The sequence below is a fragment of the Amycolatopsis sp. 195334CR genome (assembly GCF_017309385.1).
Lineage (GTDB): Bacteria > Actinomycetota > Actinomycetes > Mycobacteriales > Pseudonocardiaceae > Amycolatopsis.
Genome location: NZ_JAFJMJ010000001.1, coordinates 4,090,053 through 4,113,161 on the forward strand (window position 1 = coordinate 4,090,053; position 23,109 = coordinate 4,113,161).

The 23,109-nt window shown below is 71.1% G+C and carries 22 protein-coding genes; 9 read left to right on the plus strand and 13 right to left on the minus strand.

Annotation, left to right across the window (positions count from 1 at the left end; all coding sequences use genetic code 11):
- Nucleotides 1–310 precede the first annotated feature (310 nt).
- The gene (locus JYK18_RS19710; RefSeq protein WP_206803423.1) at nucleotides 311–601 is read right to left on the minus strand and encodes a hypothetical protein; all 291 of its coding nucleotides are present in this window, start codon (nucleotides 599–601) and stop codon (nucleotides 311–313) included.
- A gap of 174 nt (nucleotides 602–775) precedes the next feature.
- Here JYK18_RS19710 and JYK18_RS19715 point away from each other — a divergent pair, with 174 nt between their 5' ends.
- Complete coding sequence (locus JYK18_RS19715; protein WP_206803424.1) at nucleotides 776–3,556, plus strand: FAD-binding and (Fe-S)-binding domain-containing protein; 2,781 nt, start codon at nucleotides 776–778, stop codon at nucleotides 3,554–3,556.
- Between the two features lie 161 nt (nucleotides 3,557–3,717).
- On the opposite strand, the gene JYK18_RS19720 is transcribed toward JYK18_RS19715, so the two are convergent.
- Nucleotides 3,718–4,644 (minus strand): phosphotransferase family protein, encoded by a 927-nt coding sequence (locus tag JYK18_RS19720; RefSeq protein WP_206803425.1) that lies wholly within the window; start codon nucleotides 4,642–4,644, stop codon nucleotides 3,718–3,720.
- A 53-nt stretch (nucleotides 4,645–4,697) separates the two neighbouring features.
- On the opposite strand from JYK18_RS19720, the gene JYK18_RS19725 reads away from it, so the two are divergent.
- Entirely contained in the window at nucleotides 4,698–5,906 is a 1,209-nt protein-coding gene (locus JYK18_RS19725) for an aminotransferase class V-fold PLP-dependent enzyme (protein WP_206803426.1), read from the plus strand.
- Here the strand turns inward: JYK18_RS19725 and mtnA are convergent.
- Together mtnA and JYK18_RS19735 are read right to left on the minus strand one after the other, a co-directional pair.
- Nucleotides 5,884–6,864, minus strand: coding sequence for an S-methyl-5-thioribose-1-phosphate isomerase (gene mtnA, locus JYK18_RS19730; RefSeq protein WP_206803427.1), 981 nt, complete (start codon nucleotides 6,862–6,864; stop codon nucleotides 5,884–5,886). The genes JYK18_RS19725 and mtnA overlap by 23 nt on opposite strands.
- Before the next feature lie 14 nt (nucleotides 6,865–6,878).
- Nucleotides 6,879–8,471 carry a DASS family sodium-coupled anion symporter gene (locus tag JYK18_RS19735; protein ID WP_206803428.1) on the minus strand — a complete coding sequence of 531 codons (1,593 nt, stop codon included), beginning with the start codon at nucleotides 8,469–8,471 and terminating at the stop codon, nucleotides 6,879–6,881.
- 105 nt (nucleotides 8,472–8,576) lie between these two features.
- Here JYK18_RS19735 and JYK18_RS19740 point away from each other — a divergent pair, with 105 nt between their 5' ends.
- From JYK18_RS19740 to JYK18_RS19750, 3 genes are all read left to right on the plus strand, one after another.
- Complete coding sequence (locus JYK18_RS19740; protein ID WP_206803429.1) at nucleotides 8,577–9,461, plus strand: LysR family transcriptional regulator; 885 nt, start codon at nucleotides 8,577–8,579, stop codon at nucleotides 9,459–9,461.
- A 73-nt stretch (nucleotides 9,462–9,534) separates the two neighbouring features.
- A complete protein-coding gene (locus JYK18_RS19745) occupies nucleotides 9,535–10,599 on the plus strand; it encodes a tartrate dehydrogenase (protein ID WP_206803430.1) in 1,065 nt (354 codons plus the stop codon).
- A gap of 10 nt (nucleotides 10,600–10,609) precedes the next feature.
- The gene (locus tag JYK18_RS19750) at nucleotides 10,610–11,023 is read left to right on the plus strand and encodes a RidA family protein (protein ID WP_206803431.1); all 414 of its coding nucleotides are present in this window, start codon (nucleotides 10,610–10,612) and stop codon (nucleotides 11,021–11,023) included.
- Here the strand turns inward: JYK18_RS19750 and JYK18_RS19755 are convergent.
- The 8 genes from JYK18_RS19755 to JYK18_RS19790 are packed head-to-tail and all read right to left on the minus strand — an operon-like array spanning nucleotide 10,989 to nucleotide 19,064.
- A complete protein-coding gene (locus tag JYK18_RS19755) occupies nucleotides 10,989–12,092 on the minus strand; it encodes an acyl-CoA dehydrogenase family protein (RefSeq protein WP_206803432.1) in 1,104 nt (367 codons plus the stop codon). The genes JYK18_RS19750 and JYK18_RS19755 overlap by 35 nt on opposite strands.
- Entirely contained in the window at nucleotides 12,085–12,504 is a 420-nt protein-coding gene (locus JYK18_RS19760; RefSeq protein ID WP_206803433.1) for a RidA family protein, read from the minus strand. The genes JYK18_RS19755 and JYK18_RS19760 overlap by 8 nt, the downstream gene beginning before the upstream one ends.
- Nucleotides 12,489–13,316: an enoyl-CoA hydratase family protein gene (locus JYK18_RS19765; RefSeq protein ID WP_206803434.1), complete on the minus strand. Its 828-nt coding sequence runs from the start codon at nucleotides 13,314–13,316 to the stop codon at nucleotides 12,489–12,491. The genes JYK18_RS19760 and JYK18_RS19765 overlap by 16 nt, the downstream gene beginning before the upstream one ends.
- Nucleotides 13,313–14,005 carry an SDR family NAD(P)-dependent oxidoreductase gene (locus JYK18_RS19770; RefSeq protein WP_206803435.1) on the minus strand — a complete coding sequence of 231 codons (693 nt, stop codon included), beginning with the start codon at nucleotides 14,003–14,005 and terminating at the stop codon, nucleotides 13,313–13,315. The genes JYK18_RS19765 and JYK18_RS19770 overlap by 4 nt, the downstream gene beginning before the upstream one ends.
- Nucleotides 14,002–15,501 carry a benzoate-CoA ligase family protein gene (locus JYK18_RS19775; RefSeq protein ID WP_206803436.1) on the minus strand — a complete coding sequence of 500 codons (1,500 nt, stop codon included), beginning with the start codon at nucleotides 15,499–15,501 and terminating at the stop codon, nucleotides 14,002–14,004. The genes JYK18_RS19770 and JYK18_RS19775 overlap by 4 nt, the downstream gene beginning before the upstream one ends.
- Complete coding sequence (locus tag JYK18_RS19780; RefSeq protein WP_206803437.1) at nucleotides 15,501–16,244, minus strand: creatininase family protein; 744 nt, start codon at nucleotides 16,242–16,244, stop codon at nucleotides 15,501–15,503. Before JYK18_RS19780 ends, JYK18_RS19775 begins: the two co-directional genes overlap by 1 nt.
- A gap of 1 nt (nucleotide 16,245) precedes the next feature.
- Nucleotides 16,246–18,267, minus strand: coding sequence for an FAD-dependent monooxygenase (locus tag JYK18_RS19785; protein ID WP_206803438.1), 2,022 nt, complete (start codon nucleotides 18,265–18,267; stop codon nucleotides 16,246–16,248).
- On the minus strand, nucleotides 18,264–19,064 hold the full coding sequence (locus JYK18_RS19790) for an LLM class flavin-dependent oxidoreductase (protein WP_206803439.1): 801 nt from the start codon (nucleotides 19,062–19,064) through the stop codon (nucleotides 18,264–18,266). Before JYK18_RS19790 ends, JYK18_RS19785 begins: the two co-directional genes overlap by 4 nt.
- A gap of 90 nt (nucleotides 19,065–19,154) precedes the next feature.
- On the opposite strand from JYK18_RS19790, the gene JYK18_RS19795 reads away from it, so the two are divergent.
- Genes JYK18_RS19795 through JYK18_RS19805 form a run of 3 tightly spaced genes read left to right on the plus strand, consistent with a single transcriptional unit; the run spans nucleotide 19,155 to nucleotide 21,876 of the window.
- The gene (locus tag JYK18_RS19795) at nucleotides 19,155–19,940 is read left to right on the plus strand and encodes a PaaX family transcriptional regulator C-terminal domain-containing protein (RefSeq protein WP_206804353.1); all 786 of its coding nucleotides are present in this window, start codon (nucleotides 19,155–19,157) and stop codon (nucleotides 19,938–19,940) included.
- Entirely contained in the window at nucleotides 19,937–20,725 is a 789-nt protein-coding gene (locus tag JYK18_RS19800) for a tryptophan 2,3-dioxygenase (RefSeq protein WP_206803440.1), read from the plus strand. The genes JYK18_RS19795 and JYK18_RS19800 overlap by 4 nt, the downstream gene beginning before the upstream one ends.
- Nucleotides 20,722–21,876 (plus strand): aminotransferase class V-fold PLP-dependent enzyme, encoded by a 1,155-nt coding sequence (locus JYK18_RS19805; protein ID WP_206803441.1) that lies wholly within the window; start codon nucleotides 20,722–20,724, stop codon nucleotides 21,874–21,876. The genes JYK18_RS19800 and JYK18_RS19805 overlap by 4 nt, the downstream gene beginning before the upstream one ends.
- Here the strand turns inward: JYK18_RS19805 and JYK18_RS19810 are convergent, their stop codons facing one another.
- Nucleotides 21,877–22,467 carry a GGDEF domain-containing protein gene (locus tag JYK18_RS19810; RefSeq protein WP_206803442.1) on the minus strand — a complete coding sequence of 197 codons (591 nt, stop codon included), beginning with the start codon at nucleotides 22,465–22,467 and terminating at the stop codon, nucleotides 21,877–21,879.
- A 184-nt stretch (nucleotides 22,468–22,651) separates the two neighbouring features.
- On the opposite strand from JYK18_RS19810, the gene JYK18_RS19815 reads away from it, so the two are divergent.
- On the plus strand, nucleotides 22,652–23,107 hold the full coding sequence (locus JYK18_RS19815) for a helix-turn-helix domain-containing protein (RefSeq protein WP_206803443.1): 456 nt from the start codon (nucleotides 22,652–22,654) through the stop codon (nucleotides 23,105–23,107).
- Nucleotides 23,108–23,109 lie beyond the last annotated feature (2 nt).

Consider the following 23,109-nt stretch of genomic DNA (forward strand, 5'->3'; position numbering starts at 1 on the left):
CGGCACTGGGTGGCCTGTGCACGGCACTGTGCACGTCGTCGGTGTGCGCTGGGCACACGTGGGTAAGCGCGGCGGCCGAGATCCGCGTGGTGGTGGTCTGCTCGGCGTGCGCTACCTACTCCCGGGTTCGCCGGGTCTTATGACAGTAGTGTGAAATTTCCATTATCGGGACACGTCGCGGTCACGGCGTGGGAAATGCCACGCGACGGTTGACGGCCCGGTTAAGCCCGCGTTAACCGCGCCCTGGACCGTGGACAGGGCGCTGACCTGCGCAAATGCCACTTGCGGCGGCAACTTGATCGTTCCGGCGTCAGGCGGCGGCCGAGCCCGGTCCGGGTGCGGCCGACCCGGAAATCACCCGGAAGCCAATCGCCCGGTAACCCGCGGCAGTCAGCTTCGCGGGCACTCGGCGGCCCGGCGCGCCCGTCGCGGCCGCGGTGAACAGGCCCCGATGGGCCAGCTCCCGAACGGTGTTCTGGTGGCAGCAGGCGATGCCGTCGACGAACAGATCCGGCTCGCTGCTGCAGGTGGTCTCGGCACGGCCCCGGCCGACCGCGCGCAGGATCGCGCGGTCCCGATGGCTGAGCTCTTCGAGTGGCATCTCGAGACTCCTTCCCCGCAATGACAGTGAACCTCGCGGCACCGACAATTTCGGACACGGACGACGAAGCGAACGGGTTCACCCCGAAGCGTGTCCGTCCTATTGGGAGTCGCCAACTTGTTCAGCCCGACCTTGCCGGTCGCGGCTCCCGCTGATCTTGTCTTCAATGGGGTGATGCGGGAGCTGCGGACGGCGTTGCGGGCGGAATTGGGTTCGAGGGTGGCCGTCGACGCGGCGACTCTCGCGTTGTACAGCACGGATGCGTCGAACTACCGGCACGAACCGGTCGGGGTGGTGTGGCCGCGGTCGGCGGAGGAGACCGAGGAAGTCGTCGCTGCCTGCCGGACGGCCGGCGCGCCGATCGTCGCGCGCGGGGGCGGGACGAGCATCGCGGGCAACTCGTGCGGACCGGGCGTGGTGTTGGACTTTTCCCGCTACTGCAACCGGTTCGGGGAGATCGATCCGGAAAACCGGACAGTGAGGGCGGAACCGGGCGTGGTGCTCGACCGGTTGCAGGCGGCGGCCGCGCCGCACCGACTCCGGTTCGGCCCGGACCCGTCCACGCACAGCCGGTGCACGCTCGGCGGCATGATCGGCAACAACGCCTGCGGGTCGCACTCGGTGGCTTGGGGGCGGACCGTCGATGCCGTGCGGAGCATGGACGTCCTCCTCTACGACGGCACGCGGCTGACCGTGGGCCCGGACGTCGGCGTGCCACCGGAGCTGCGGACGCTGGTGCGCGACCACCTTTCCCTGCTGCGCACCGAGCTTTCGCCGTGGTCCCGCCGGGTTTCCGGGTACGGGCTGGAGCACCTCCTGCCGGAGAACGGAACGAACCTGGCGAAGGCGCTCGTCGGCAGCGAGGGCACCTGCGTGACGGTGCTCGGCGCGGAGTTGGCACTGGCCGAGTTGCCCAGGGAACGCGTGCTCGCCGTGCTCGGCTTCGAGTCGGACATCGCGGCGGCCGACGCGGTGCCGTCGATCCTGCCGTGGTCGCCGCTCACCGTCGAAGGAGTGGACGCGGAACTCGTGTCGCTGCTGGATTCCTCGCGGGGCACGGATTTGCCGCGCGGCGGGGCGTGGCTGTACGTCGAACTAGGCGCGGACACGCAGCAGCAGGCGCTGGCTCGTGCGCGGGCGCTGACCAGGGACCTTGCCGCGCAGCTCACCGGGCACGTGGTGCTCACCGAACCGAAGGCGCAGCGGCAGTTGTGGCGCATCCGGGAGGAGGGCGCCGGACTGGCGACGCGGCTGGCGGACGGTTCGGAGGCGTGGCCCGGTTGGGAGGACGCTGCGGTTCCGCCGGAACGCCTTGGCGCCTACCTGCGCGAGTTCAAGCAGTTGATGGCCGAGCACGGTCGCAAGAGCGTGGTGTACGGGCACTACGGCGAGGGCTGCCTGCACATGCGGCTGGACTTCGACATGCTGTCCAGGCCGGGCCTCGCGGGCTTCCGGAAGTTCCTGGAGGAGGCGGCGGACCTGGTCGCCGCGCACGGCGGCTCGCTCTCCGGTGAGCACGGGGACGGGCAGGCCCGCTCGGAACTGCTGTCGCGGATGTACAGCCCCGAGATGATCGCGCTGTTCGGTCGGTTCAAGGGAATATTCGATCCGGGCGGCCGGATGAACCCGGGGGTGCTCGTCGAACCCCGCGCGCTCGACGCCGACATCCGGGTGCGGACGGCGCCGCCGTCGATCGACTCGGTGACCTTCCTCGGGTATCCGGAGGACCGCGGGAGCTTCGGGCAGGCGGTGCGCCGGTGCGTCGGGGTGGCGAAGTGCCGCAACACCGAGGGCGGCGGGGTGATGTGCCCGAGCTACCGCGCGACCCTCGACGAGAAGCATTCGACGCGAGGTCGCGCTCGCCTGCTCGCGGAGATGATCAACGGCGAGGTGATCCGGGACGGCTGGCGGTCCGAGGAGGTGCGGGAGGCGCTGGACCTGTGCCTTTCGTGCAAGGGGTGCCTGTCGGACTGCCCAGTGGATGTCGACATGGCGACCTACAAGGCGGAGTTCTACTACCAGCACTACCGTCGGCGGCTGCGCCCGGCAGCGCACTACTCGATGGGCTGGCTGCCGCTCTGGCTGCGCTTCGCCGGACTCGCGCCCCGGCTGGCGAACTCGGTGGTGAAGCGCCCGCGGCTGGCTCGGTTGCTGAAGCGACTCGGCGGCATCGCGCCGGAACGCGACCTGCCGACGTTCGCGCGTCCGTTCACCAGGACGCCGGTGAGGTCCGGGGCAGGGCGTGGTGTGGTGCTCTGGCCGGACTCGTTCAACAACTACTTCACCCCGCACGTGCTCGAAGCCGCGGCCGAGGTCCTCACCGCGGCCGGGTACCGGGTCGTGGTCCCGAGCAAGGAGGTCTGCTGCGGCCTGACCTGGGTGTCGACCGGGCAGCTGGGCGTGGCCCGGAAGGTGCTGCGGCGCACGCTGTCGGTACTCAAGCCCTATCTCGACGCCGGGTACCTGGTGGCCGGGGCGGAGCCGAGCTGCACTGCGCTGTTCCGTGGTGACCTCCAGGCGCTGCTGCCGGACGACCCGCTCGCCGCGGTCCTGAGCTCGCGGACGCGGACACTCGCCGAGCTGGTGGCGGACTCCTCGCTGGAGTTCCGCTCACTGGACGTGCCCGCGGTCAGCCAGGTGCACTGCCACCAGCACGCGGTGCTCGGCTTCGACGCCGACGAGCGCGTGCTCGCCGGGGCGGGGGTGCGGAACTCGACCCTGGACTCGGGGTGCTGCGGGCTGGCCGGGAACTTCGGGTTCGAACGCGGGCACTACGAGGTCTCGGTGGCGTGCGCCGAGGACCGGCTGCTGCCCGCCCTGCGGGAGACGGACGCCGGCACGCTGGTCATCTCGGACGGCTTCAGCTGCCGGACGCAGATCGCGCAGGAGTCGGGCCGGGAAGCCGTGCACCTGGCCGAAGTCCTGCGGCGGGCGTTGCCGGAGGAGCGTGCTTGACACCGCGCGGCCGAAGCCGCCCTTGGGTCAGCGTCGGAGTCTGAGTCCGGGGCTGCGGCCGGAGCCGCCGGTGGGGCAGCCTTGGAGGCTGCGGCCGGGGCGGGAGGCTAGGTTGCGCGGTCAGGTCGGGAGGTCAGGTCGGGAGGCCAGGTCGTGCCTGGTCAGGCGCCGAACCAGCGCTGGGCCAGTGCGTCCAGCGTCGGACGTGCCGGCTCCGGCATGACCTTCAGGTACCAGGGCAGGTTGCTGTAGACGTGCAGCAGCGTGTACGCCAGGCACCGGCGCGCGAAGTCGGTGTCCAGCTGCTCGGGGGTGTAGCCGTAGGCCAGCAGCAACCGGCGGAAGAACGCCAGGTCACCACCCGCGACGAACACCCCCACCCCGACCAGGTCGTACTCCGGCGCGCCTCGCATGGCGGGTTCGAAATCGAATATTCCGCTCAGCGCCCACCCCCCGGGCCCACGCTGGACCAGGAGGTGGTCCCGCATGAACTCGGTGTGCAGGAGCACCGGCTCCGGAGTGCCGAGTTCGACCTCGGCGAGGAAGGCCGGGATCTGCTCCAGCCACTCCTCTGCCAGTCCGGCCGACCGCTGGCGCTCGACGGCGTTCGCGCGCTGGGTCGCGATGAAATCGGACCAGTCGGCCGGGCCCAGGTCCGGAGCCGGAGTCCGGTGCAGCGCGGCGAGCGCCTCGCCTAGCCGCTGGGCCAGCGCGTCCTTGTCCTCGCCGGTGAGCTGTCCCCACACGCTGCTGAGCGACTCGCCGGTGAGGCGGCTCATCAGCACGTACCCCCAGCCGTCGACCTCGCCGGTCCGGGCGAGGTGCGGAGTCGGGATCGGGAGCTTGCCGTCGAGGGCGCGCAGCACCCCGGCTTCGGTGGCGACCTCGTCCAGGTGCACCGGCGGGAACAGCTTGAGCACCAGCTCGTCGCCGACCGCGTAGACCGGCAGCGACCCGTCCTCGAAACGCTCGACCCGCTGGTCGGCCATGTCCAGCTCGGCCAGCAAGGCGGTCACCCCGGGCCGCAACTGCTCTTCGGTGAGCGCTTCGAACTGCGCCTCGGTCGCGGCCCCGGGAAAGATCGGCATGCGCGGACGGTAGACTACGGCGGCAGCCCCGGCGACGGAATTATGGTGGGCCGGTGACCCTGCAGCACGCGCGCGAACTCGACCAGGCCGACCCGCTCTACCCCTTCCGGGACCGCTTCCTGCCCGCCGACGAGAAACTGGTGGCCTACCTCGACGGCAACTCGCTGGGCAGGCCGCCGCGCGCGGCGCTCGACCGGCTCGAGGCGCTGGTCCGCGAGGACTGGGGCGGCCGCCTGATCCGCGGCTGGTCGGACGGCTGGACGGACCTGCCCACCCGCCTCGGCGACCGGCTCGGCGAGGTGGTGCTGGGCGCCGCGCCCGGTCAGGTGGTGCTCGGCGAGTCGACCTCGGTGTGGCTGTACAAGCTGCTGCGTGCGGCACTGGCCCTGCGGCCCGGCCGGCACGAGATCGTGACCGACCGGCACAACTTCCCGACCGATCGCTACCTGGTCGAGGGCATCGCCGAGGAACTCGGCTGCCGCATCCGCTGGGTGGAAGCTCCACTCGAGAGCGGGCCGACGGTGGACCAGCTCGCCGAGGCGATCGGGCCGGAAACCGCGGTCGTGACGCTGAGCCAGGTCGACTACTGGTCGGCCCAGATCGCCGACCTGCCCGCGATCACCCGCCTCGCCCACGACGCCGGGGCGCTGGTCGTCTGGGACCTCTGCCACAGCGCGGGCTCGATCCCGTTGACCCTCGATGCCGACGAGGTGGACTTCGCGGTCGGCTGCACCTACAAGTTCCTCTGCGGCGGACCGGGCTCCCCGGCGTTCGCGTACGTGCGCCGCGACCTGGCCGAACAGGTGCGCCAGCCGATCTGGGGCTGGTTCGGCCGGAAGGACCTGTTCGAGATGGGGCCCGGCTACGAACCGGCGGACGGGGTTCGGCGCCTGCTCTCGGGCACGCCGCCGGTGGTCGGGCTGGCGGGCGTGGAGGCCGGGGTCGAGCTGATCGCCGAGGCCGGCATGCCGCGGATCAGGGACAAGGCGATGGCGCTCACCGAGTTCGCCGTCGAACTCTTCGACGAGATGCTCGCGCCCCTCGGCTTCGCACTCGGCTCACCTCGCGACCCGGCGATCCGCGGTGGTCACGTGACGATCCGGCGTGCCGACGCGCGCGAGCTGTCGGCCGCGCTCATCGAGGCCGGGGTGCTCATCGACTTCCGCGCACCCGACGGCATCCGGCTCGGGCTCTCGCCGCTGACCACCGGGTTCGAGGAGCTGTACCGGGCGATGGAGGTCATCCGGGACCGTGCTCGGTGACCACCGCGGTGACCAGTTCGGCCGGGGTCACGTCGAAGGCCGGGTTGAACACCGGGGCGCCGGCCGGCGCGGTCCGGACCCCGCCCCAGGTGGTCACCTCGTCGGCGGCGCGCTCCTCGATCTCGATCAGCTCGCCACTCGGGGTCGCCGCGTCCACCGTCGACGACGGCGCCACCACCACGAACGGGATCCGGTGGCGGGCGGCGGCCAGCGCGAGACCGTAGGTGCCGACCTTGTTGGCCACGTCGCCGTTCGCCGCGATGCGGTCCGCGCCGACGACCACGCAGTCGACCAGGCCGCGCGCGATCGCCGACGCCGCCGCGACGTCCGGCAGCACGCGGTACGGCACCCCGACCTCGGCCAGTTCCCACGCGGTCAGCCGCGCACCCTGAAGCAAGGGCCGCGTCTCGTCGACCAGCACGTACTCGACCTGACCTGCCGCGTGGAGGTGCCAGACCACGCCGAGCGCGGTGCCCCAGCTGACGGTCGCGAGCCGGCCCGCGTTGCAGTGGGTGAGCAGGCGCAGCGGCCGCCGGGCGCATTCGCGCAGGATCAGCTCGGCAGCGTGCCCGGACGCTTGGCGGCACAGCTTCTCGTCCTCGTCGAGCAGTGAAAGCGCCTCGTCGAGCACGGCGCTTGCTCCCGAGGGCAACTTCGCCAGCGCCCGCCGCACACCCCACGCCAGGTTGACCGCCGTCGGCCGCGCCTGGGCCAGCCGCTCGGCCTCGCGCTCGACGTCGGAAGCGTGCTCGTGACGCCGAGCCGCGAGCGCGACCCCGAGCGCACCGGCCGCACCCAGCGCCGGCGCGCCCCGGATCGCCAGCCGCTGGATCGCGTCGATCAGCTCGGTGACGGTCTCGAGTCGCAGCTTCCGGTGCGCACCGGGCAGCGCGCACTGGTCGACGATGACCACCGCGCCGTCGTTCCAGTCGATGGTGCGTTGGTCAACAGGCCCCATGGGCCGAGGCTAACTCAGGTGAGCCCGGCGAGGGCGGCTGTCAGCGGCAGCGCGGCCACGATCAGGATCGCGCCGCAGACGTCGAAGGTGATGCCGGACCGGATCATCCGCGTGATCGGCACCGTGCCCGACCCGTAGACGATCGCGTTCTGCGGGGTCGCGACCGGCAGCATGAAGCCGAACGAGGCGCCGAAGGTCGCGGCCAGCGCGGGCATCAGCGGATCGATCCCGGCGGCCGCCGCGATCGGGATGATGATCGGCACCACCACCGAGGCGGCCGCGGTGTTGCTCGTCGCCTCCGAGATCAGGATCGCCAGCAGCACCGCGAACAGCGTGATCGGCAGTGAACTGGCCAGGCCCAGCGTGCTCGACGTGGACTCACCGATGGTCTTCGCCAGCCCGGTCGCGGCGAGCAGCGAACCGAAGATGATGCCCGCGCCGAACAGCATGATCGTGCCCCAGTCGATGCGCGCGGCGTCCGACCAGGTCAGCGTGAACCTCCGGCGCTTCCACTCCACGGGAAGCAGGAACAGCAGCGACGCGCCCAGGACCGCGACCACTCCCTCGTCGAGGCGGTCGCTGACGGTCTTCGACAACGCCGAGTCGTTGCCCGCGGCCAGGCCGACGATCGCCGGCACGATCCACAGCGTCACCGTGAACGCGAAGGCGACCAGCGTGTTCTTCTCCGAACGCGACAGCGGCCCCATCTTCGCCCGCTCCTCGGCGACGTACTCGCGCACGCCCTCGATGCGGCGGATCTCCGGCCGGTTCAGCAGCAGGAGCACGACCCCGAGCACGACGAACATCAGCAGGCAGAGCGGCAGCGCGGAGATGACCCACTGGAGGAAGGAGATCCGGATGCCGGTGGCCTCCTCGATCTGGGCGCGCCCGATCAGGTTCGGCGGCGAGCCGACCGGGGTGAGCAGGCCGCCGACGCTGGCTCCGTAGGCGAGCATCAGCATCAGGGCCGTGCCCACGCGCAGCCGTCGCGGGTCGAAGTCGCTCGCCACCACGCCGCGGTCCTGCATCAGCTTCGCGATCACGGTCAGGATGCCCAGCGCGGTCGGCAGCAGCATGGCCACCGTCGCGGTGTTCGAGACGAACGCCGAGAGCAGGCAGGTGATCGCGCCGAAGGCGAGGATGATCCGCGTGGTCGAGCTGCCGACCCCGGGCAGCGACAGCACCCGGAAGGCGAACCGCCTGGCCACGCCGTGCTTCAGCATCGCCTGCGCGATCACGAACGCGCCGATGAAGGTGAAGATGGTCGACGAGCCGAACGGTTCCAGCACGTCGTCCACCGGTGCCACGCCCAGCAGCACGGTGGCGGCGATGCCGATGAACCCCGAGACCGGCAGGGGGAGCGGCTCGCACACCCAGAGCACGACCACGCCGAGCAGGATCCCGGCGAGGGTCTGCTGGTTGCCCGCCAGATCCAGCGGCAGGAGCAGGAAGACCACGGTGACCAGCGGTGCCAGCCACAGCCCGGTGGTCTTCCGCCGTCGTTCGAAACGCTCCTCACCGGCGGAGAGGCGTTCCGAGCCGAGGCTCTCACGATTGGCCCTGAGCAGGACGTCTTCGACGTCGGTGACCGACGGCTTCGTTGCCATGCCGGATATTGAAGGGCGGCCGCCGGGGTGTGTCCAAGACCACTTCGCTACCAGGGTGGTAGGCAGGACCTATCAGGATGAGGGCCCTGAGCGGCAGGAGGCCGGATGGACGCACGGCAGTTGCGCTATTTCCTCGCGATCGTCGACGAACAGGGCTTCAACCGCGCCGCCGAACGGCTGCACCTGGCCCAGCCCTCGCTCTCGCAGGCGATCCGCACCCTCGAGCGCGACCTCGGGGTGGAGCTGTTCCACCGGATCGGCAGGCGGGCGGTGCTCACCGAAGCCGGGCACGCGCTGATCGAACCCGCCCGCCAGGTGCTCCGCGACCTGGACACCACCAGGTCGACCGTGCGCTCGGTGGCCGGCCTGCGGACCGGGCGGGTGGAGGTGGCGTCGATGCCGTCGCAGTCGGTCGAGCCGCTCAGCGCCATGATCACCCGGTTCCACCAGCGGCACCCCGGCGTGCTGGTGGTGATCCAGGCCTGCTTCACCCCGCAGTCGGTGGTCGACGCGGTGCGCGGCGGCAAGGCGGAGGTCGGCCTGCTCGGTGCCGCCGACGACGTGGCGATGCCGGGCGTCCGCGTGCACCGGGTGGAGCAGCAGCCGTTCGTGCTGGTCGCGCCGCCGGGTTCGGAGCTGGGCAGTGACGGCTGCGTGCGCCGGGAGGAGCTGGCCGGGGCGAAGGTGATCGCCGCGCCGCTGGGCAACCGCATGCGCCACGTGGTCGACGAGATCCAGGCCGCGGGCGTCGACCTGCGGATCGTGGTGGAGACCGCGCACCGCGAGGCGATCCTGCCGCTGGTGCTCAACGGCGTCGGCGTGGCGGTGATGACGCAGTCGTGGGCGTGGATCGCGCGCCGGGCCGGGGCGCGGGTGCTCGACCTCGACCCGCCGTCGAGTCTGCGGATCTCGCTGGTCCACCGGCGGGGCCGCCTCACCCCGGGAGCGCACGACTTCGTCGCGACGGCACTCGACGAGGAGCGCGGATAGATAGGCCAGCCCTACCAAGTGGATCATCGATCGGTCTTGGACGGTGGCGGCCGCGCGCTTGTTTGATGGCGGCATGAAGACCTTCCGCATCGCCGCCATCCCCGCCGACGGTGTCGGCCGCGAGGTGGTCGCCGCCGGTCGTGAGGTGCTGGACGCGCTCGCCTCCGGTCGGGACTTCACCTTCGACTGGGCGGAATTCGACTGGGGCTGCGACTACTACCACCGCACCGGCCGGATGATGGCCGAGGACGGGCTCGACCAGCTCAAGGACTTCGACGCGGTGTACTTCGGCGCGGTCGGCTGGCCGTCGGTACCCGACCACATCAGCCTGTGGGGCCTGCGCCTGGCCGTCTGCCAGGGCTTCGACCAGTGGGCGAACGTGCGGCCGGTGCGCTTCCTGCCGGGGGTGACCAGCCCGCTGCGCAAGGCCGACGAGGTGCCGCTGGACTGGGTCGTGGTCCGGGAGAACAGTGAAGGCGAGTACGCCGGGCTCGGCGGGCGCAACCTCGCCGCGCGCGGACCCGGCAACGAGGTCGCGATCCAGTCCTCGTTGTTCACCGAGGTGGGCTGCGAGCGGATCATCCGGTTCGCCTTCGAGCTGGCCGCCACCCGCGAGCGCAAGCACGTGACCAGCGTGACGAAGAGCAACGCGCAGCAGTTCGGCATGGTGCTGTGGGACGACGTGTTCCGCCGCGTCGCAGCCGAATATTCGACTGTCGAGAGCGAGAGCTGCCTGGTCGACGCCATGGCCGCGCGGTTCGTGCTGCGGCCGGAGGACCTGTCGGTGGTGGTCGCCTCCAACCTGCACGCCGACATCCTGTCCGACCTCGGCAGCGCGCTCGCCGGCAGCCTCGGCCTGGCGACCAGCGCGAACCTGAACCCGGAGCGCCGCTTCCCGAGCATGTTCGAGCCGGTGCACGGCTCGGCCCCGGACATCGCGGGCCAGGGGATCGCGAACCCGATCGGCGCCATCGGCAGCGCGGCGCTGATGCTCGACCACCTCGGCCTGCCCGACGAAGCGGCGCGCCTGGACCGCGCGATCGAGGCGACCACCGCGGCCGGCCTGCTGCCCCGCGACCTCGGGGGCAAGGCGAGCACCCAGGAAATCACGTTGGCGGTGATCGACTCCCTCGGGTAAGAACGGGCAGGTGAGCATCCTCCGGACAAATCCCCCTGCCCTGCACGTCCCGCCCGGCTACCACCACGTGACCATCACCGAACCCGCGCAGCTCGTTTTCCTCGCCGGGCAGTGCCCGCTCGACGCCGAGGGCGCCACCGTCGAGGGCGGCCTTCTCGCGCAGGTCGACCAGGTCGTGGCGAACACGCTCACCGCACTCGAGTCCGCCGGCGCGTCCCCGGCCGACGTGGTCCGCACCGTGATCTACGTGGCCACGACCTCGGCCGACGAGCTGTCCGCGGTCTGGGACCGGCTCAACGCCTCCGCCCTGGCCGAGGCCTTCAGCACCGCGAGCACCCTGACCGGGGTGACCGTGCTCGGCTACCCCGATCAGCTCGTCGAGCTGGACGTCACCGCCGCACTGGGAACAACCCGCGCGCGATGATCTCGCGCTGCACCTCGGAAGCGCCCTCGTAGATGCGGGGTGCGCGCACCTCGCGGTAGAGGTGTTCGAGCAGGTGCCCGCGCTCGAGGGCGCGGGCGCCGTGGACCTGGATCGCGGTGTCGACCGCGTGCTGCGCGGTCTCGGTGGCGAACAGCTTCGCCATCGCGGCCGCCGACGCGACCTCGGACCGGCCCTCGTCGTAGGCGGCGGCCGCGTCGTGCACCAGGAGGCGGGCGGCCTTGAGTCTGGTCGCGACCTCAGCCAGCGAGTGGGACACCGCCTGGAAGTCGTGCAGTCGCTTCCCGAAGGCCTCCCTGGCACCGGCATAGGCCACAGCCGCGTCGAGTGCGGCCTGGCCCATGCCCACCGCGAAGGCGCCGACACTGGGCCGGAACAGGTTCAGCGTGCCCATCGCCACGCGCATGCCTCGACCCACTTCCCCGAGCACGTGGGTCCGCGGCACGAAGACGTTGTCGAAGACGAGTCGCCCGATCGGGTGCGGCGACACCAGCGGGATCGACTCCCCGCTCAGCCCGGGGGACGAGCCCGGCACGCAGAAGGCCGTGATGCCGCGCGCCCCCGCGTCGCCGGTTCGCGCGAACACCGAATAGATGTCGGCGTCCGGTGCGTTGGAGATGTAGACCTTCTCGCCGTTGAGGCGGTAGCCGTTGCCGTCCGGGGTCGCGCGCAGTGACAGCGAGGCGACGTCGGACCCGGCGCCCGGCTCGGTCAGCGCGAACGCGGCGACGGCCTCACCAGCGGCAACCCGCGGAATCCACTCGTCGACCACCTCTGGCCTGCCCGTCGACAGGATCGGGTACGACCCCAGCCCCTGCACCGCGAACGCGGTCTCCGCCTCGGTGCAGTGCCGAGCCAAACCCTCGCGCAGCAGGCACAGCACCATCGCGGTCACCGGCCGGTAGCCCGCACGATCGCGCACGAACACCAGGTCCAGCAGGCCGTGCTCGGCCAGCGCGCGCACGAGGGGCCGGTTGATCCGGCCGTCCTCGCGAGCCAGCGTGCGCAGTTCCTCGCCGACCTGTTCGGCGCGGGTGAGCAGGTCACCCATCGGCGATCACCGCCGTGCCGACCAGTTCGAGCTTCGCCGCCGGGTCGAACAGCTCGGCCACGCCGAGTAGCGCGATCGCCGGATAGTGCCGCCCGAAGTGCTTGCGGTACAGCGGCGCCAGTTCCTTCAACGCCGCCCGGTAGGCGGGCACGTCGGTCACGTAGAACAGCAGGGACACCAGGTCGGAGGGCTGACCGCCAGCCGCGCGCAACGCCGCGGCGACGTTCCCGGCGGCCACGTCGAACTGCTCCACGATCGTGTCGCCGACGATCTCGCCGTCGCGACCTTGCGCGGTCTGCCCACCGAGGTACACCGTGCGCCCGGGCGTGGCCACGACCGCGTGCGCGAAGCCGACCGGCTCCGCCAGTTCCGGCGCCACCACAATCCGGTGCGTGCTCACCGACCCGTCCACTGCGGACTCCTTCCCGCCGTCCACGCGCGGTAGAACTCGCCGTGGTCCTTGCTGGTCATCAGCAACGCCTGGGTCATCGCCTCCAGCTCGATCGAGCTGCCGAGGTCCATGTCCAGTTCCCTGGTGAGCAGCACCTTCGTGGTCGAGTACGCCAGTGCGGGACCGTCGGCCAGGCGTCTGGCCAGCTCGGCGGTCGCGGTCGGCAGCTCCTCGTCGTCGACCACCCGCGACGCGAGGCCGATCTGTTCGGCCTTCTCAGCGCGGAGCTTGTCACCGAGCATCAGCAACTCGGTCGCGCGCCCGAGCCCGACCACGCGCGGCAGCAGGTAGGCCGAGCCCATGTCCGCCCCGGCCAGTCCGACCTTGGTGAACAGGAAGGCGAACGCCGCCGAGCGCGCCATCAGCCGGAAGTCGCTGGCCAGCGCGATCACCGAACCGGCGCCCGCGGCGATCCCGTTGATCGAGGCGATCACGGGGAGTGGGCACTCGCGCAGCGCCTTCACCACCGCGCCAGTCATCCGGGTGAACTCCAGCAGCTGCGCGGTGTCGAACTTCTGCAGCTCGCCGATGATCTCCTCGACGTCTCCACCCGAGCAGAAGCCGCGTCCCTGACCGGCGATCACCAGCACCTTCGCGTCACCGCGGTGCGGCAGTTCGGCGAGCAGGTCGCGCAGGTCGGCGTAGACGTCGAAGGTCAGCGCGTTGAGCTTCTCCGGCCGGTTCAGCGTGATGGTGGCCACGCCGTCGGCCACCTCGAAGTCGAAATGCGCCCACTGCCCGGTGAAGCCGGGCGAAGCGCGGAACGGGCTCATAGCTGGATCCCACCTCCGTCGAGAACGATGGTCTGCCCGTTGACCGCGGCGGCCTCGGGTGCGGCGAGGAAGGCGACCGCGTGGGCCACCTCCTCGGGTTCGAGCAGGCGCCCGACTGGGGACGCGGCGGCCAGCGCCGCTTCGGCCTGCACCGCGTCACGCCCGGTCGAGCCACTGATTCGCTCGATCGAGGTACGCGTCATATCAGTGCGCACGAAAGCCGGGCAGACCGCGTTCGAGGTGACCCCGGTGCCCGCGACCTCGGCGGCGACCGCCCTGGTCAGGCCCACCGCGGCGTGCTTGGACGCGGTGTACCCGGCGGTGTAGCGGTAACCCACGTGCCCGGCGGTCGAGGCCACGGTGACAATCCGGCCGGAGTCGCGCTCGCGCATGCTCGGCAGCACAGCCCGCGTGCAGAGAAACGCGCCGGTCGCGTTGACCTCGTGCTGTGCTCGCCAGTCCGCCAGCGAAGTGCGGGCCAGCGGCGCGCTCGTCGAGATGCCGGCGTTGTTGACCAGCACGTCGACCGGGCCGAGGTCGTCGAAGAAGGCGGTCACTGCGGCTTCGTCGGTCACGTCGCAGTCGGCGCGACCCGGCGCGACGACCTGGTCGCCGGCGTCGGTGAACCGCGCGGCGATGGCGGCGCCGATGCCGCGCGTGCCGCCGGTGACCACCACGAGTCTGCTCATCGGTCCTCCGTTCGCAGCGCGCGGCGGTCGAGCTTGCCGTTGGCCGTGCGCGGCAGGGTGTCCACGAACACGATCTCCCGCGGGTACTTGTGCCCGGCCAGGCGCGCACGCGCGTACTCACGTAGCTCGTCCTCGGTGACGGTCCCGCTCCGCACCACGAACGCGCGTACCCGGGCGAGCCCGTCCTGTTCGTAACCGAGTGCCGCGCATTCGACCACGTCCGCGTGGCCCAGCAGGCAGTTCTCGATTTCGCTCGGCGCGACGAAGATGCCGCCGATCTTGAGGAGGTCGTCGGCGCGGCCGTGGTGGGTGAAGAAGCCCTCGGCGTCGCGGCTGAACAGGTCGCCGGAGCGCAGGGTTTCGCCGTCGAAGGTGCGTGCCGATTTCTCGGCGTCTCCCCAGTATTCCCCGGCGATCGTCGGGCCGGTCACTTCGAGGGTGCCGATTTCCCCATCCGGCAGCACCGCCCCCGATTCGTCGATGACACGTGCCGAATAGCCGGGTACTTCCCGGCCCAGACTGCCGCGTTTGGCCGCGCCCGGTCTGTTCGACAAAAAGATGTGGTACGCCTCGGAGGAACCGATTCCGTCGACGACCTCGACGCCGAAGGTCTCATCCCATTTCCGGTGCACCTCGGCTGGCAATGCTTCGCCGGCCGACGTGCACAACCGCAGGCAGCTGAGATCCTGCTCGGCGGCGGCCGGGTGGGCCAGCATCGCGCTCATCATCGTCGGCACGTTGACCAGGATCGTCGGCCGGTGCTCGGCGATCAGGTGGAACAGCAGCTCGGGCGTGGTGCGCTCCGGGAACGCGATGCCGGAGCCGCCGACCCCGAACGGGAACATCGCGACCAGGTCGCGGGCGTACCCGAAGAACAGCTTCGGCACGCCGAGCACCTTGTCATCGGCGTTGATGCCGAGGATTTCCTTGGCGTACAGCTCGAAACTGCGGATCGGGCTGCGGCGGGTGTGGGTGCACGCCTTGGGCGCGCCGGTGCTGCCGGTGGTGAACTTCCAGATCGCCACCTCGTCGTCCGGGCCTTCGACCGGATCGAGCTGGTCGGCGGCCTCGGCCAGCAGCGCGCTCAACGAATGCTCGCCCGGCCGCAGTTCGCTCTCGTCGACCCCGGCGACCACGAGGTTCCGCGCGCCCGCCTCGCGCAGCGGACCCAGCGTGGTGGCGTCGGCGATCACCGCGAGCGCCTCGGTGTAGTTCAGGAAGTACTCGTAGTCCTTCGGCTGCAGGAAGGTGTAGACCTCGGCGGTGACCGCGCCGATCTTCTGCGCGCCGTACCACACGGCGACGAAGTCGACGCCGTCGTTCAACGCCAGCAGCACTCTTTGTCCACTGCGGACCCCGAGTTGGTGCAGCGCGTTTCCGGCACGATTGCTCAGTGCGATGAGTTCGGCGTAGGTGACCGTTCGTTCCGGCGTGATCAACGCCGTGCGCGAACCTTCGTTGCGGTCCAGGAAGTACGAGGTGATGTTCGAGTACATCAGCACGCCCCCGTCGCGGTCGCGCGAATGGTTTCGACGAGCATGGTGGTCAGGGTTTCGAAGGTTTCCGCGCCTTCTTCGGCGGTCGCTTCGGCCGGGGCGCCGCAGTAGGCCGCGCTCATTCCCATGTCCCGGAAATCGGACTGCCCGGCACGCATCGCCGAGGGCAGGTCGACGGGTACCGCGGGCAGTGCGCGCATGGCCGTGGTGTCGACCAGGTCCGGGCGGTCGGCGAGCACCAGCGAGGTCTCGTACTGCCCGGCGTGGCACGAACCGCTGCGGAACTCGTCGGTGAGCCGTTCCGCGTTTCGCCGCCGCACCAGGTCGAGATACGCGGCACCGGTCGACTCGGCGGCGCGGCGCAGCGTCGCCACGTGCTCGGGTTCGAAGTGGTTGTTCACGATCACCACGCGGCGCAGGCCCTGCCCGGCCAGCGCCCGGCACACGTCGCTGACCAGCGCGAACAGAGTCTCTGCGGCGATGTGCACCCCGCCAGCGAACCCGCGCGCGAACTGCGTCACGCCGTAGGGGAGCGCGGGCAGGATCAGCACGCGCACCTCCGGATCGTCGTGGAGGCGGCGGGCCGCGCGCTCGCACATGCCCTGCGAGATCAGCGGGTCGGTGCCGAGTGGCGCGTGCGGGCCGTGCGGTTCCACTGCGCCGACCGGCAGGAGCAGCACCGGCTTGCGCGGGCCGGCCCGCAGGGCGTCGACTTCGGGGGAGGTCAGCTCGGCGAAGTACATCTCAGGCCTCCACGGTGAGCAGGCAGAGATCCGCGCGCCCGGCGGCGAGCACGGTGTTGACCTCATCGGTGCTGGTGAGGTGGCCGCCAACAAGCGTTGGCACGGCTGCCTCGGCACGAATTCGGTCGCTGAGCGTGGTGAGGAAGCCCCGCCGGTAGACCGGCCGGGTCTCGGCCACGGTCTGCCCCGCTTCGACGTGGATCATCGACGCGCCCGCCTCCGCGAAGGCGCGGGCGTACGCCACACCATCCTCGATGGTCGCGCCTCGCGGAGCCCAGTCGGTGACGGTCAGCCGGACCACCAGCGGGCGCTCGTCCGGCCATGCTTCGCGGCACGCGCTGAGGACCTCGAGTGGGAAGCGCAGCCGGTCCTCGGCGGGATTGGTCAGCGGCGACAGGAAGCTCGCGAGCAGCCTGCCCTGGGCGAAGTCCAGTTCGAGCAGGTCGAACCCCGCGGTCGCCGCCTCGGCTGCCGCCGAAGCGAACTGGTCGCGAATCCGGTTCAGGTCCGCCTCGTCGGCGGCCTTCGGTACCTGGCTCAGCGGCCCGTACGGCACTGCCGAGGCGGACAGCAGCGGCCAGGCCTCGTCCGGCGGCAATGGCACGTCGACCCCGTACCGCGCGGGCCGGGTCGCGCCCCGGCGACCGGCGTGCGTCAGGCACGCCATCGCCAGCGCGCCCGCCTCGTGCACCGCACCGACCGGCGACGAAGCCACGCCGACCTGGGTCTCCGGCGTGATCCGGCCGTCCTCGGACACCGCGATCGGTGCCGTGCGCACGAGCCCGGCACCACGCGGGTCGCCGGTCACCACCAGCCGGTTCGGGATCAGGGCCTTGCCTAGTTGCAGGGGGGTGAGGAACGGCGGCGGGGCGAACAGCCGGTCGGGTTCGCCCGCGAAGTCGAGGTCCGCCCGCCGGACGAACTCCGCATCACGCAGGGCCAGGTTCGCGTGGCTGATCCGCCCGCTGCGGGTGAGCAGGTTGACCGCGAACTGCCGCGGCGGCAGGCCGGTGTGGTGCCGGACGCGCTCGAAGTAGCCGGCGCTGTCGGCCGCGGCCTGCTGGAACCGGTCCACCATCGGGCGCCGCTCCAGTTCGTAGTGCACCAGCGCGGCCCGGATCGCGGCGCGGTCGTGGTGGCCGTGCCGCACGAACGCGTTGGCCAGCGAGACCGCGTCCTCCATGGCGAGCTTCGTGCCGGAGCCGATGGAGAAGTGCGCGGTGTGCGCGGAGTCGCCGAGCAGGACCACGTTGCCGTCACTCCACCGGCGGTTTCGGATGCGCGGGAAGCTGAGCCAGGCCGATTTGTTCGACAGCAGGCTGTGCCCGTCGAGGTCGCGGGCGAACAGGTCCTCGCAGAAGGCGATGCTCTCCTCGTCGCTCATCCGGTCCAGCCCGGCGGCCCGCCAGGTCGGCTCGGGGCACTCGACGATGACCGTGCTCGTGTGCTCGTCGAAGGGGTAGGAGTGGGTCTGGATCAGGCCGTGCTCGGTCTCGGCGAAGCTGAACCGGAAGGCGTCGAGCACCAGGTCCGTGCCGTACCAGATGTACTTGCAGCCCTGCGGGGTCGAGCGCGTGCCGAAGTCGCGCGACCGCCGCAGCACGCTGTTCACCCCGTCGGCGGCGACCACCAGATCGGCCTCCGGCAGGTCGGCCGGGTCCTCGATGTTGGTCTCGAACCGCAGCACCACGCCCAGTTCGCGACAGCGTTCCTGCAGGATGGCGAGCAGTTTCTTGCGGGCGATCGCGGAGAACCCGTGTCCTCGCGAGCGCAGGACCTCGCCTCGGTAGCGGATGTCGATCGCGTCCCAGCGCGCGAAGGTGTCGGTGATCCGCAGGAAGGTGGCGTAGTCGGCGTCGCGCAGTTCGCCGAGCGTCTCCTCCGAGAAGACCACGCCCCAGCCGAAGGTCGCGCCGGGCGCGTTGCGCTCGAAGATCTCGATCTCGTGCGTGGGGTCGGCGCGCTTGAGCAGGATCGACAGGTACAGCCCCGCCGGCCCCGCACCCAGTACGCAGACCTTCATGCCAGCACCTCGGCCAGGCGCTCGACCTCGTCCAGGTCGGCGACGGTCGGGAAGAGGATGAGCTCGTCGCAGCCCTCGGCCGCGTACCCGCGCACGAAGTCCTTGATCGCGCGGGCGCTGGTCAGGTTGGCCGCGGCGATCGTCTCGGCGAACGGGCCGGTGAAGGCGTAGTAGTCGCGCAGGTAGGCGGAGCCGCGGTCGGGGTCACCGAGTGCGAAGTAACCCTGGCCCCAGAGCTTCGGCGTGCCGGGACGGCCGAGGTCGTGCCACGCGGCGCGGGCCCGGGTCGCCGCGGAGGCGAAGGCGCGGGGCGGGCCGCCGCCGTGGGCGAACCCGTCGGCGTAGCGCGCCATCCTGGCGAACGCCGCGCCGCTGCTGCCGCCGACCAGCAGTTCGAGGTCGGTGTTCTCCGCTCGCAGGTGCGCGAGCTGCGCGGACAGGCGTTCGCCGCGGGTGCGGTGGTCGGCCTCGGCGGCGGTGTAGTCGTCGCGCCGCGCTCCGACGCCGAGCCCGAGGGTGAACCGGCCGTCGCTGAGGCGCGCTACCGAGTCCGCCTGCTTGGCCAGCATCGCGGCGCTGCGCAGCGGGCCGATGGCGATGTTGGTGGCCAGCCGCACCCGCTCGGTGACCGCGGCCGCCGCGGCGAGCGCGGTGAACGGCTCGACGCTGTCGTAGACCAGCCGGTCCAGCACGGCGACGGTGGAGAACGGGCCGTCGTCGGCCCGCCGCGCCCACTCGGCCAGCAGCCGGCCGGTCGCGTCCGGGGTGGTGTTCGGCAGTCCGATTCCGACCTTCATCGAAATCAACCTACACGGGAGCCGGGTGGGGTGTATAGAGTCGGACGGGTGGACCCCGCTGCCTTCGAGCCCGCTCCCCAGGAGCTGGTGATGACCCTGCTCGGCGGGTATGCCGAACCGCGGCGCACCCGCCAGGTCTGGTCGGGCGGGCTGGTCGCGCTGCTCGCCGAACTCGGCTTCTCCGAGGGCGCGGCCCGGATCGCGCTGACCCGGGTGGTCCGCCGCGACCTGCTCGAACGGCACAAGGACGGCAGGCGCGTCTACTACCGGCTGACCCGGCGCACGCTGTCCGTGCTGGAGGACGGCGACCGGCGGATCTTCTCCCTTGGGCGCACGACCACGCGTGCCGGCGACTGGACCGTGCTCTGGCACCAGATTCCGGACGACCGCCGGGTCGCGCGCGAGCGCCTGGTGCGGCGGCTGCGCTTCCTCGGGTTCGGCTCGGTGCAGGACGGCACCTGGCTGGCGCCGCACGATCGGGAGCAGGAGGTGCTGGATCTGCTGCGCGAGCTGGAGGTGACCGCGCACGCCGGGCTCATGCTCGGCAAGCCGTCGACCGGGCTCGACATCGGCGTGTTCGCGGCGCGTGCCTGGGACCTCGACGACCTGGCCGCCCGGTACGGCGCCTTCGTCGCCGAGTTCGACGCCTACGCCGACGAGCGGGCGCGTGCCGCCCTCGACGACGCGGCCGCGTTCGCCCTGCGCACGCGGCTGCTCCACATCTTCCGGGAGTTCCCGGCCAGGGATCCGGAGCTGCCGGGGGAGATTGTGCCGGCACCGGCCGCGCGCGCCCGGGCAGTGGCGTTGTTCCATGACCTGCAGGCGGCCTTGGCGCCCGCCGCGCAACGACACTTCGACGAGGTGACCACCCCATGACCGAGCCGACCGCGAACAACGCGGCCCTGACCTACACCTCGTACCTGGCGCTGGACGAGGTCCTCAACGCGCAGCGCCCGCGCTCCGAGGAGCACGACGAACTGCTGTTCATCGTCATCCACCAGGTCTACGAGCTGTGGTTCAAGCAGATCCTGCACGAGCTGGCCGAACTGCAGCGGCAACTGGAGGCGGGTGCGACCGCGCACGCGGTGCGCTCGCTGCGCCGGGTGCTGACCATCTTCAAGGTGATCGTCGCGCAGATCGACGTGCTGGAGACGATGACGCCGAGCCAGTTCACCGGCTTCCGGGCGCGGCTGGACGCGTCGAGCGGGTTCCAGTCGGCGCAGTTCCGCGAGCTGGAGTCGGTGCTCGGCCGCCGGGACGACCGCGCGGTGGCGCACCACCCGGCCGGCGAAGCGCGGGACCGGGTCACCGAGGCGATGGCGCGGCCGTCGGTCTTCGACTCGTTCGTCAGCTACCTGGCGAAGTGCGGGTACGACGTGCCGTCGGGCCGGGACTTCACCAAGCCGCTGGAGCCGTCGCCGGAACTGCAGGACGTGCTGCTGAAGGTGTACAAGGACGACGGCGGCCCGTCGACACTCGCCGAGCACCTGGTCGACCTGGACGAGGGGGTGCAGGAGTGGCGGTACCGGCACGTGAAGATGGTCGAGCGGACCATCGGCGACAAGACCGGCACGGGCGGCTCCTCGGGGGCGCGCTACCTGCGGGAGACCCTGTTCCGGCCGATGTTCCCGGACCTGTGGGCCGTGCGGAGCCGGCTGTGAACCCGCTCGCCGCGCACTACCGCCGGTTCCGGGTGGCCGACCGGCTGCTGCTCTCGGCGCATTCGCACCAGGCCTGGCCGGATGTCGCGCTGGAAGGCCAGGTCCAAGCCTTCGAGGACGCCGCACTCGAGGTCGACGCGAAGTGGGACCGGGCGTTCGCGAAGGCGGACGAGGTCCGCGCCGCGTTCCGGGGCTGGCTGGGCGACCCGGCGGCTGAGCTGGCGCTCGGAGCGAACACGCACGAGCTGGTGATCCGGCTGCTGTCCGCGCTCGACCTGCGCTCGCGACCTTGCGTGGTGACCACCGACGGCGAGTTCCACACGCTGCGCCGCCAGCTCGCGAGGCTGGCCGAGGCCGGGGTGGAGGTGGTGCGCGTGGCCGCCTCGCCAGTGGAGTCGCTCGCCGAACGCCTCGCCGACGAGGTCGACGACCGGACGTGCGCGGTCTTCGTCTCGAAGGTGCTGTTCGAGACGTCGCGCATCGTATGCGATGTGCAATCGCTGGCCGAGCGGTGCGCCTCGCGTGGTGCCGAGCTCGTGGTCGACGCCTACCACGCACTCGGCGTGGTGCCGTTCTCGATGGACGGGCTCGAAGAGGCCTGGATCGTCGGCGGCGGGTACAAGTACCTCCAGTTCGGCGAGGGCAACTGCTTCCTGCGCGTCCCGCCGCACGCGGCCGACCTGCGCCCGGTCGTGACGGGGTGGTTCGCCGAGTTCGGCGCGATCGCCGACGCGCGGCGGCCCGGCGCGGTCGCCTACGCGGCCGGGGGCGACCGGTTCGCGGGCGCCACCTACGACCCGACCAGCCACTACCGGGCAGCCAGGGTGGCCACCTTCTTCACCGACCAGGGCCTGACCGCCGAGCGGCTGCGGGAGATCTCGCTGCGGCAGAACACCCGCCTGGCGGATCAGTTCGACGCGCTGGACCTGCCGCCTTCACTGATCACTCGCGAGCAGCTGCCCCGGGAGGCGTTCGGCGGGTTCCTCGCGCTGCGGAGTCCGCGGGCCGGGGAGCTGTGCACCGAACTGGAGAAGCGCGGGGTCCGGACCGACAGCCGCGGCGAGTACCTCCGCTTCGGACCTGCGCCCTACCACGCCGACAGCCAGCTCGACGCCGCCATGGCCGCACTCGGCGAGGTCTGCGGGGATTAGTCAGACGACCGGCGGCAACGAGATCCGATCGCGACCTGAGCGCTTGGCCGTCTGCAGGGCGGCACTGGCCTCGCCGACGAGTTCGCGCAGGCCGGTGCCCAGTCCGGGGTGGTGCACGCCGACGCCGATCGAGCCGGTCAGCTCCTCGATGACCACCGTATGGCCGATCGCGGATCGCACGGTGACCACGATGGTCCTTATCCTGGTACGCATGTCCCGCGCGATCGAGAGGCCCTGTTCGAGCCGGGTCGCGGGCAGGAACACGAGGAACTCGTCCCCGTCGTGCCCGCCGAACCGGCCGAGGACGTCGCCGTCGCGCACGGTGTTCCGCAGCGCGAGGGCCACCGAAGTCAGCACCGTGTCCCCGGCGAGATGACCATGCGCGTCGTTGATGGCCTGGAACCGGTCCAGGTCGACCAGGAGCATCACCCCCGGTCGGTGGGCCAGCTCCTCCAGGGCGTGTCCGGCCTGGTGGTCCCACTCCCAACGGCCCGGCAGGCCGGTGAGCCGGTCCATCGCGCGGTAGCCCAGCGGTTCACCGCATCGCTCGCAGCAGAGGCCACGATCGGCGGTGCGCACGGCGCCGGGCACGGTGGCAGCGGATCGGTCGCGTCCGCTTGTACTCACATACAGTGTCCGGCTGCTACCCTCTTTCGCATCAGTCAATCCGGTCACGCTCTGGAGACTAATGGGCGCGGACCGTGGTTTCAACTGAAGCGAAGAAAACCGACGAGATGGACTTCTTCCTCAGTCGAAATGTGGAGAGGTGGACACGGTGGATCGGGGTAGCCGGAGCCTGGCGGACAAGCTCAACCACTTGTTCGCCAACCAGACACCGCGCAACGGGCAGGAATACAGCAACGAGCACGTCGCGGCGACCATCTCGGACCAGGGCGACGGCGACGTCAAGATCTCGCAGAGCTACATCTGGCAGCTGCGCAAGGGCAAGAAGGACAACCCGACCTTCAAGCACCTCCAGGCCCTGGCCGGCTTCTTCGGCGTGCCCGCCAGCTACTTCTTCGACGACGCCGTCACCGATAGGGTCGACAGGCAACTGGCGGAGCTGAAGTCCGAGCAGGCGCGCCTCAACGAAATCGCGGGCAGCAGCGACGCGCAGCTGATGGCCATGCGGGCGGGGGAGCTCTCGCCCGAACGCCGCCGCCTGGTGATGGAGCTGCTCAACGTCGTCTACCGCGAGGAGCAGGCCGCCCGAGCCGATACGGAGGAGTGATC

Bases quoted from the DNA above. Each gene is read 5' to 3' on its own strand.
- JYK18_RS19745 (WP_206803430.1), top strand. From the start codon at position 9,535: ATGAAGACCTTCCGCATCGCCGCCATCCCCGCCGACGGTGTCGGCCGC.
- JYK18_RS19740 (WP_206803429.1), top strand. From the start codon at position 8,577: ATGGACGCACGGCAGTTGCGCTATTTCCTCGCGATCGTCGACGAACAG.
- JYK18_RS19780 (WP_206803437.1), bottom strand. From the start codon at position 16,244: ATGTACTTCGCCGAGCTGACCTCCCCCGAAGTCGACGCCCTGCGGGCC.
- JYK18_RS19770 (WP_206803435.1), bottom strand. From the start codon at position 14,005: ATGAGCAGACTCGTGGTGGTCACCGGCGGCACGCGCGGCATCGGCGCC.
- JYK18_RS19735 (WP_206803428.1), bottom strand. From the start codon at position 8,471: ATGGCAACGAAGCCGTCGGTCACCGACGTCGAAGACGTCCTGCTCAGG.
- JYK18_RS19800 (WP_206803440.1), top strand. From the start codon at position 19,937: ATGACCGAGCCGACCGCGAACAACGCGGCCCTGACCTACACCTCGTAC.
- JYK18_RS19715 (WP_206803424.1), top strand. From the start codon at position 776: ATGCGGGAGCTGCGGACGGCGTTGCGGGCGGAATTGGGTTCGAGGGTG.
- JYK18_RS19720 (WP_206803425.1), bottom strand. From the start codon at position 4,644: ATGCCGATCTTTCCCGGGGCCGCGACCGAGGCGCAGTTCGAAGCGCTC.
- JYK18_RS19755 (WP_206803432.1), bottom strand. From the start codon at position 12,092: ATGGGTGACCTGCTCACCCGCGCCGAACAGGTCGGCGAGGAACTGCGC.
- JYK18_RS19795 (WP_206804353.1), top strand. From the start codon at position 19,155: ATGACCCTGCTCGGCGGGTATGCCGAACCGCGGCGCACCCGCCAGGTC.
- JYK18_RS19790 (WP_206803439.1), bottom strand. From the start codon at position 19,064: ATGAAGGTCGGAATCGGACTGCCGAACACCACCCCGGACGCGACCGGC.
- JYK18_RS19785 (WP_206803438.1), bottom strand. From the start codon at position 18,267: ATGAAGGTCTGCGTACTGGGTGCGGGGCCGGCGGGGCTGTACCTGTCG.
- JYK18_RS19765 (WP_206803434.1), bottom strand. From the start codon at position 13,316: ATGAGCCCGTTCCGCGCTTCGCCCGGCTTCACCGGGCAGTGGGCGCAT.
- JYK18_RS19710 (WP_206803423.1), bottom strand. From the start codon at position 601: ATGCCACTCGAAGAGCTCAGCCATCGGGACCGCGCGATCCTGCGCGCG.
- JYK18_RS19775 (WP_206803436.1), bottom strand. From the start codon at position 15,501: ATGTACTCGAACATCACCTCGTACTTCCTGGACCGCAACGAAGGTTCG.
- mtnA (WP_206803427.1), bottom strand. From the start codon at position 6,864: ATGGGGCCTGTTGACCAACGCACCATCGACTGGAACGACGGCGCGGTG.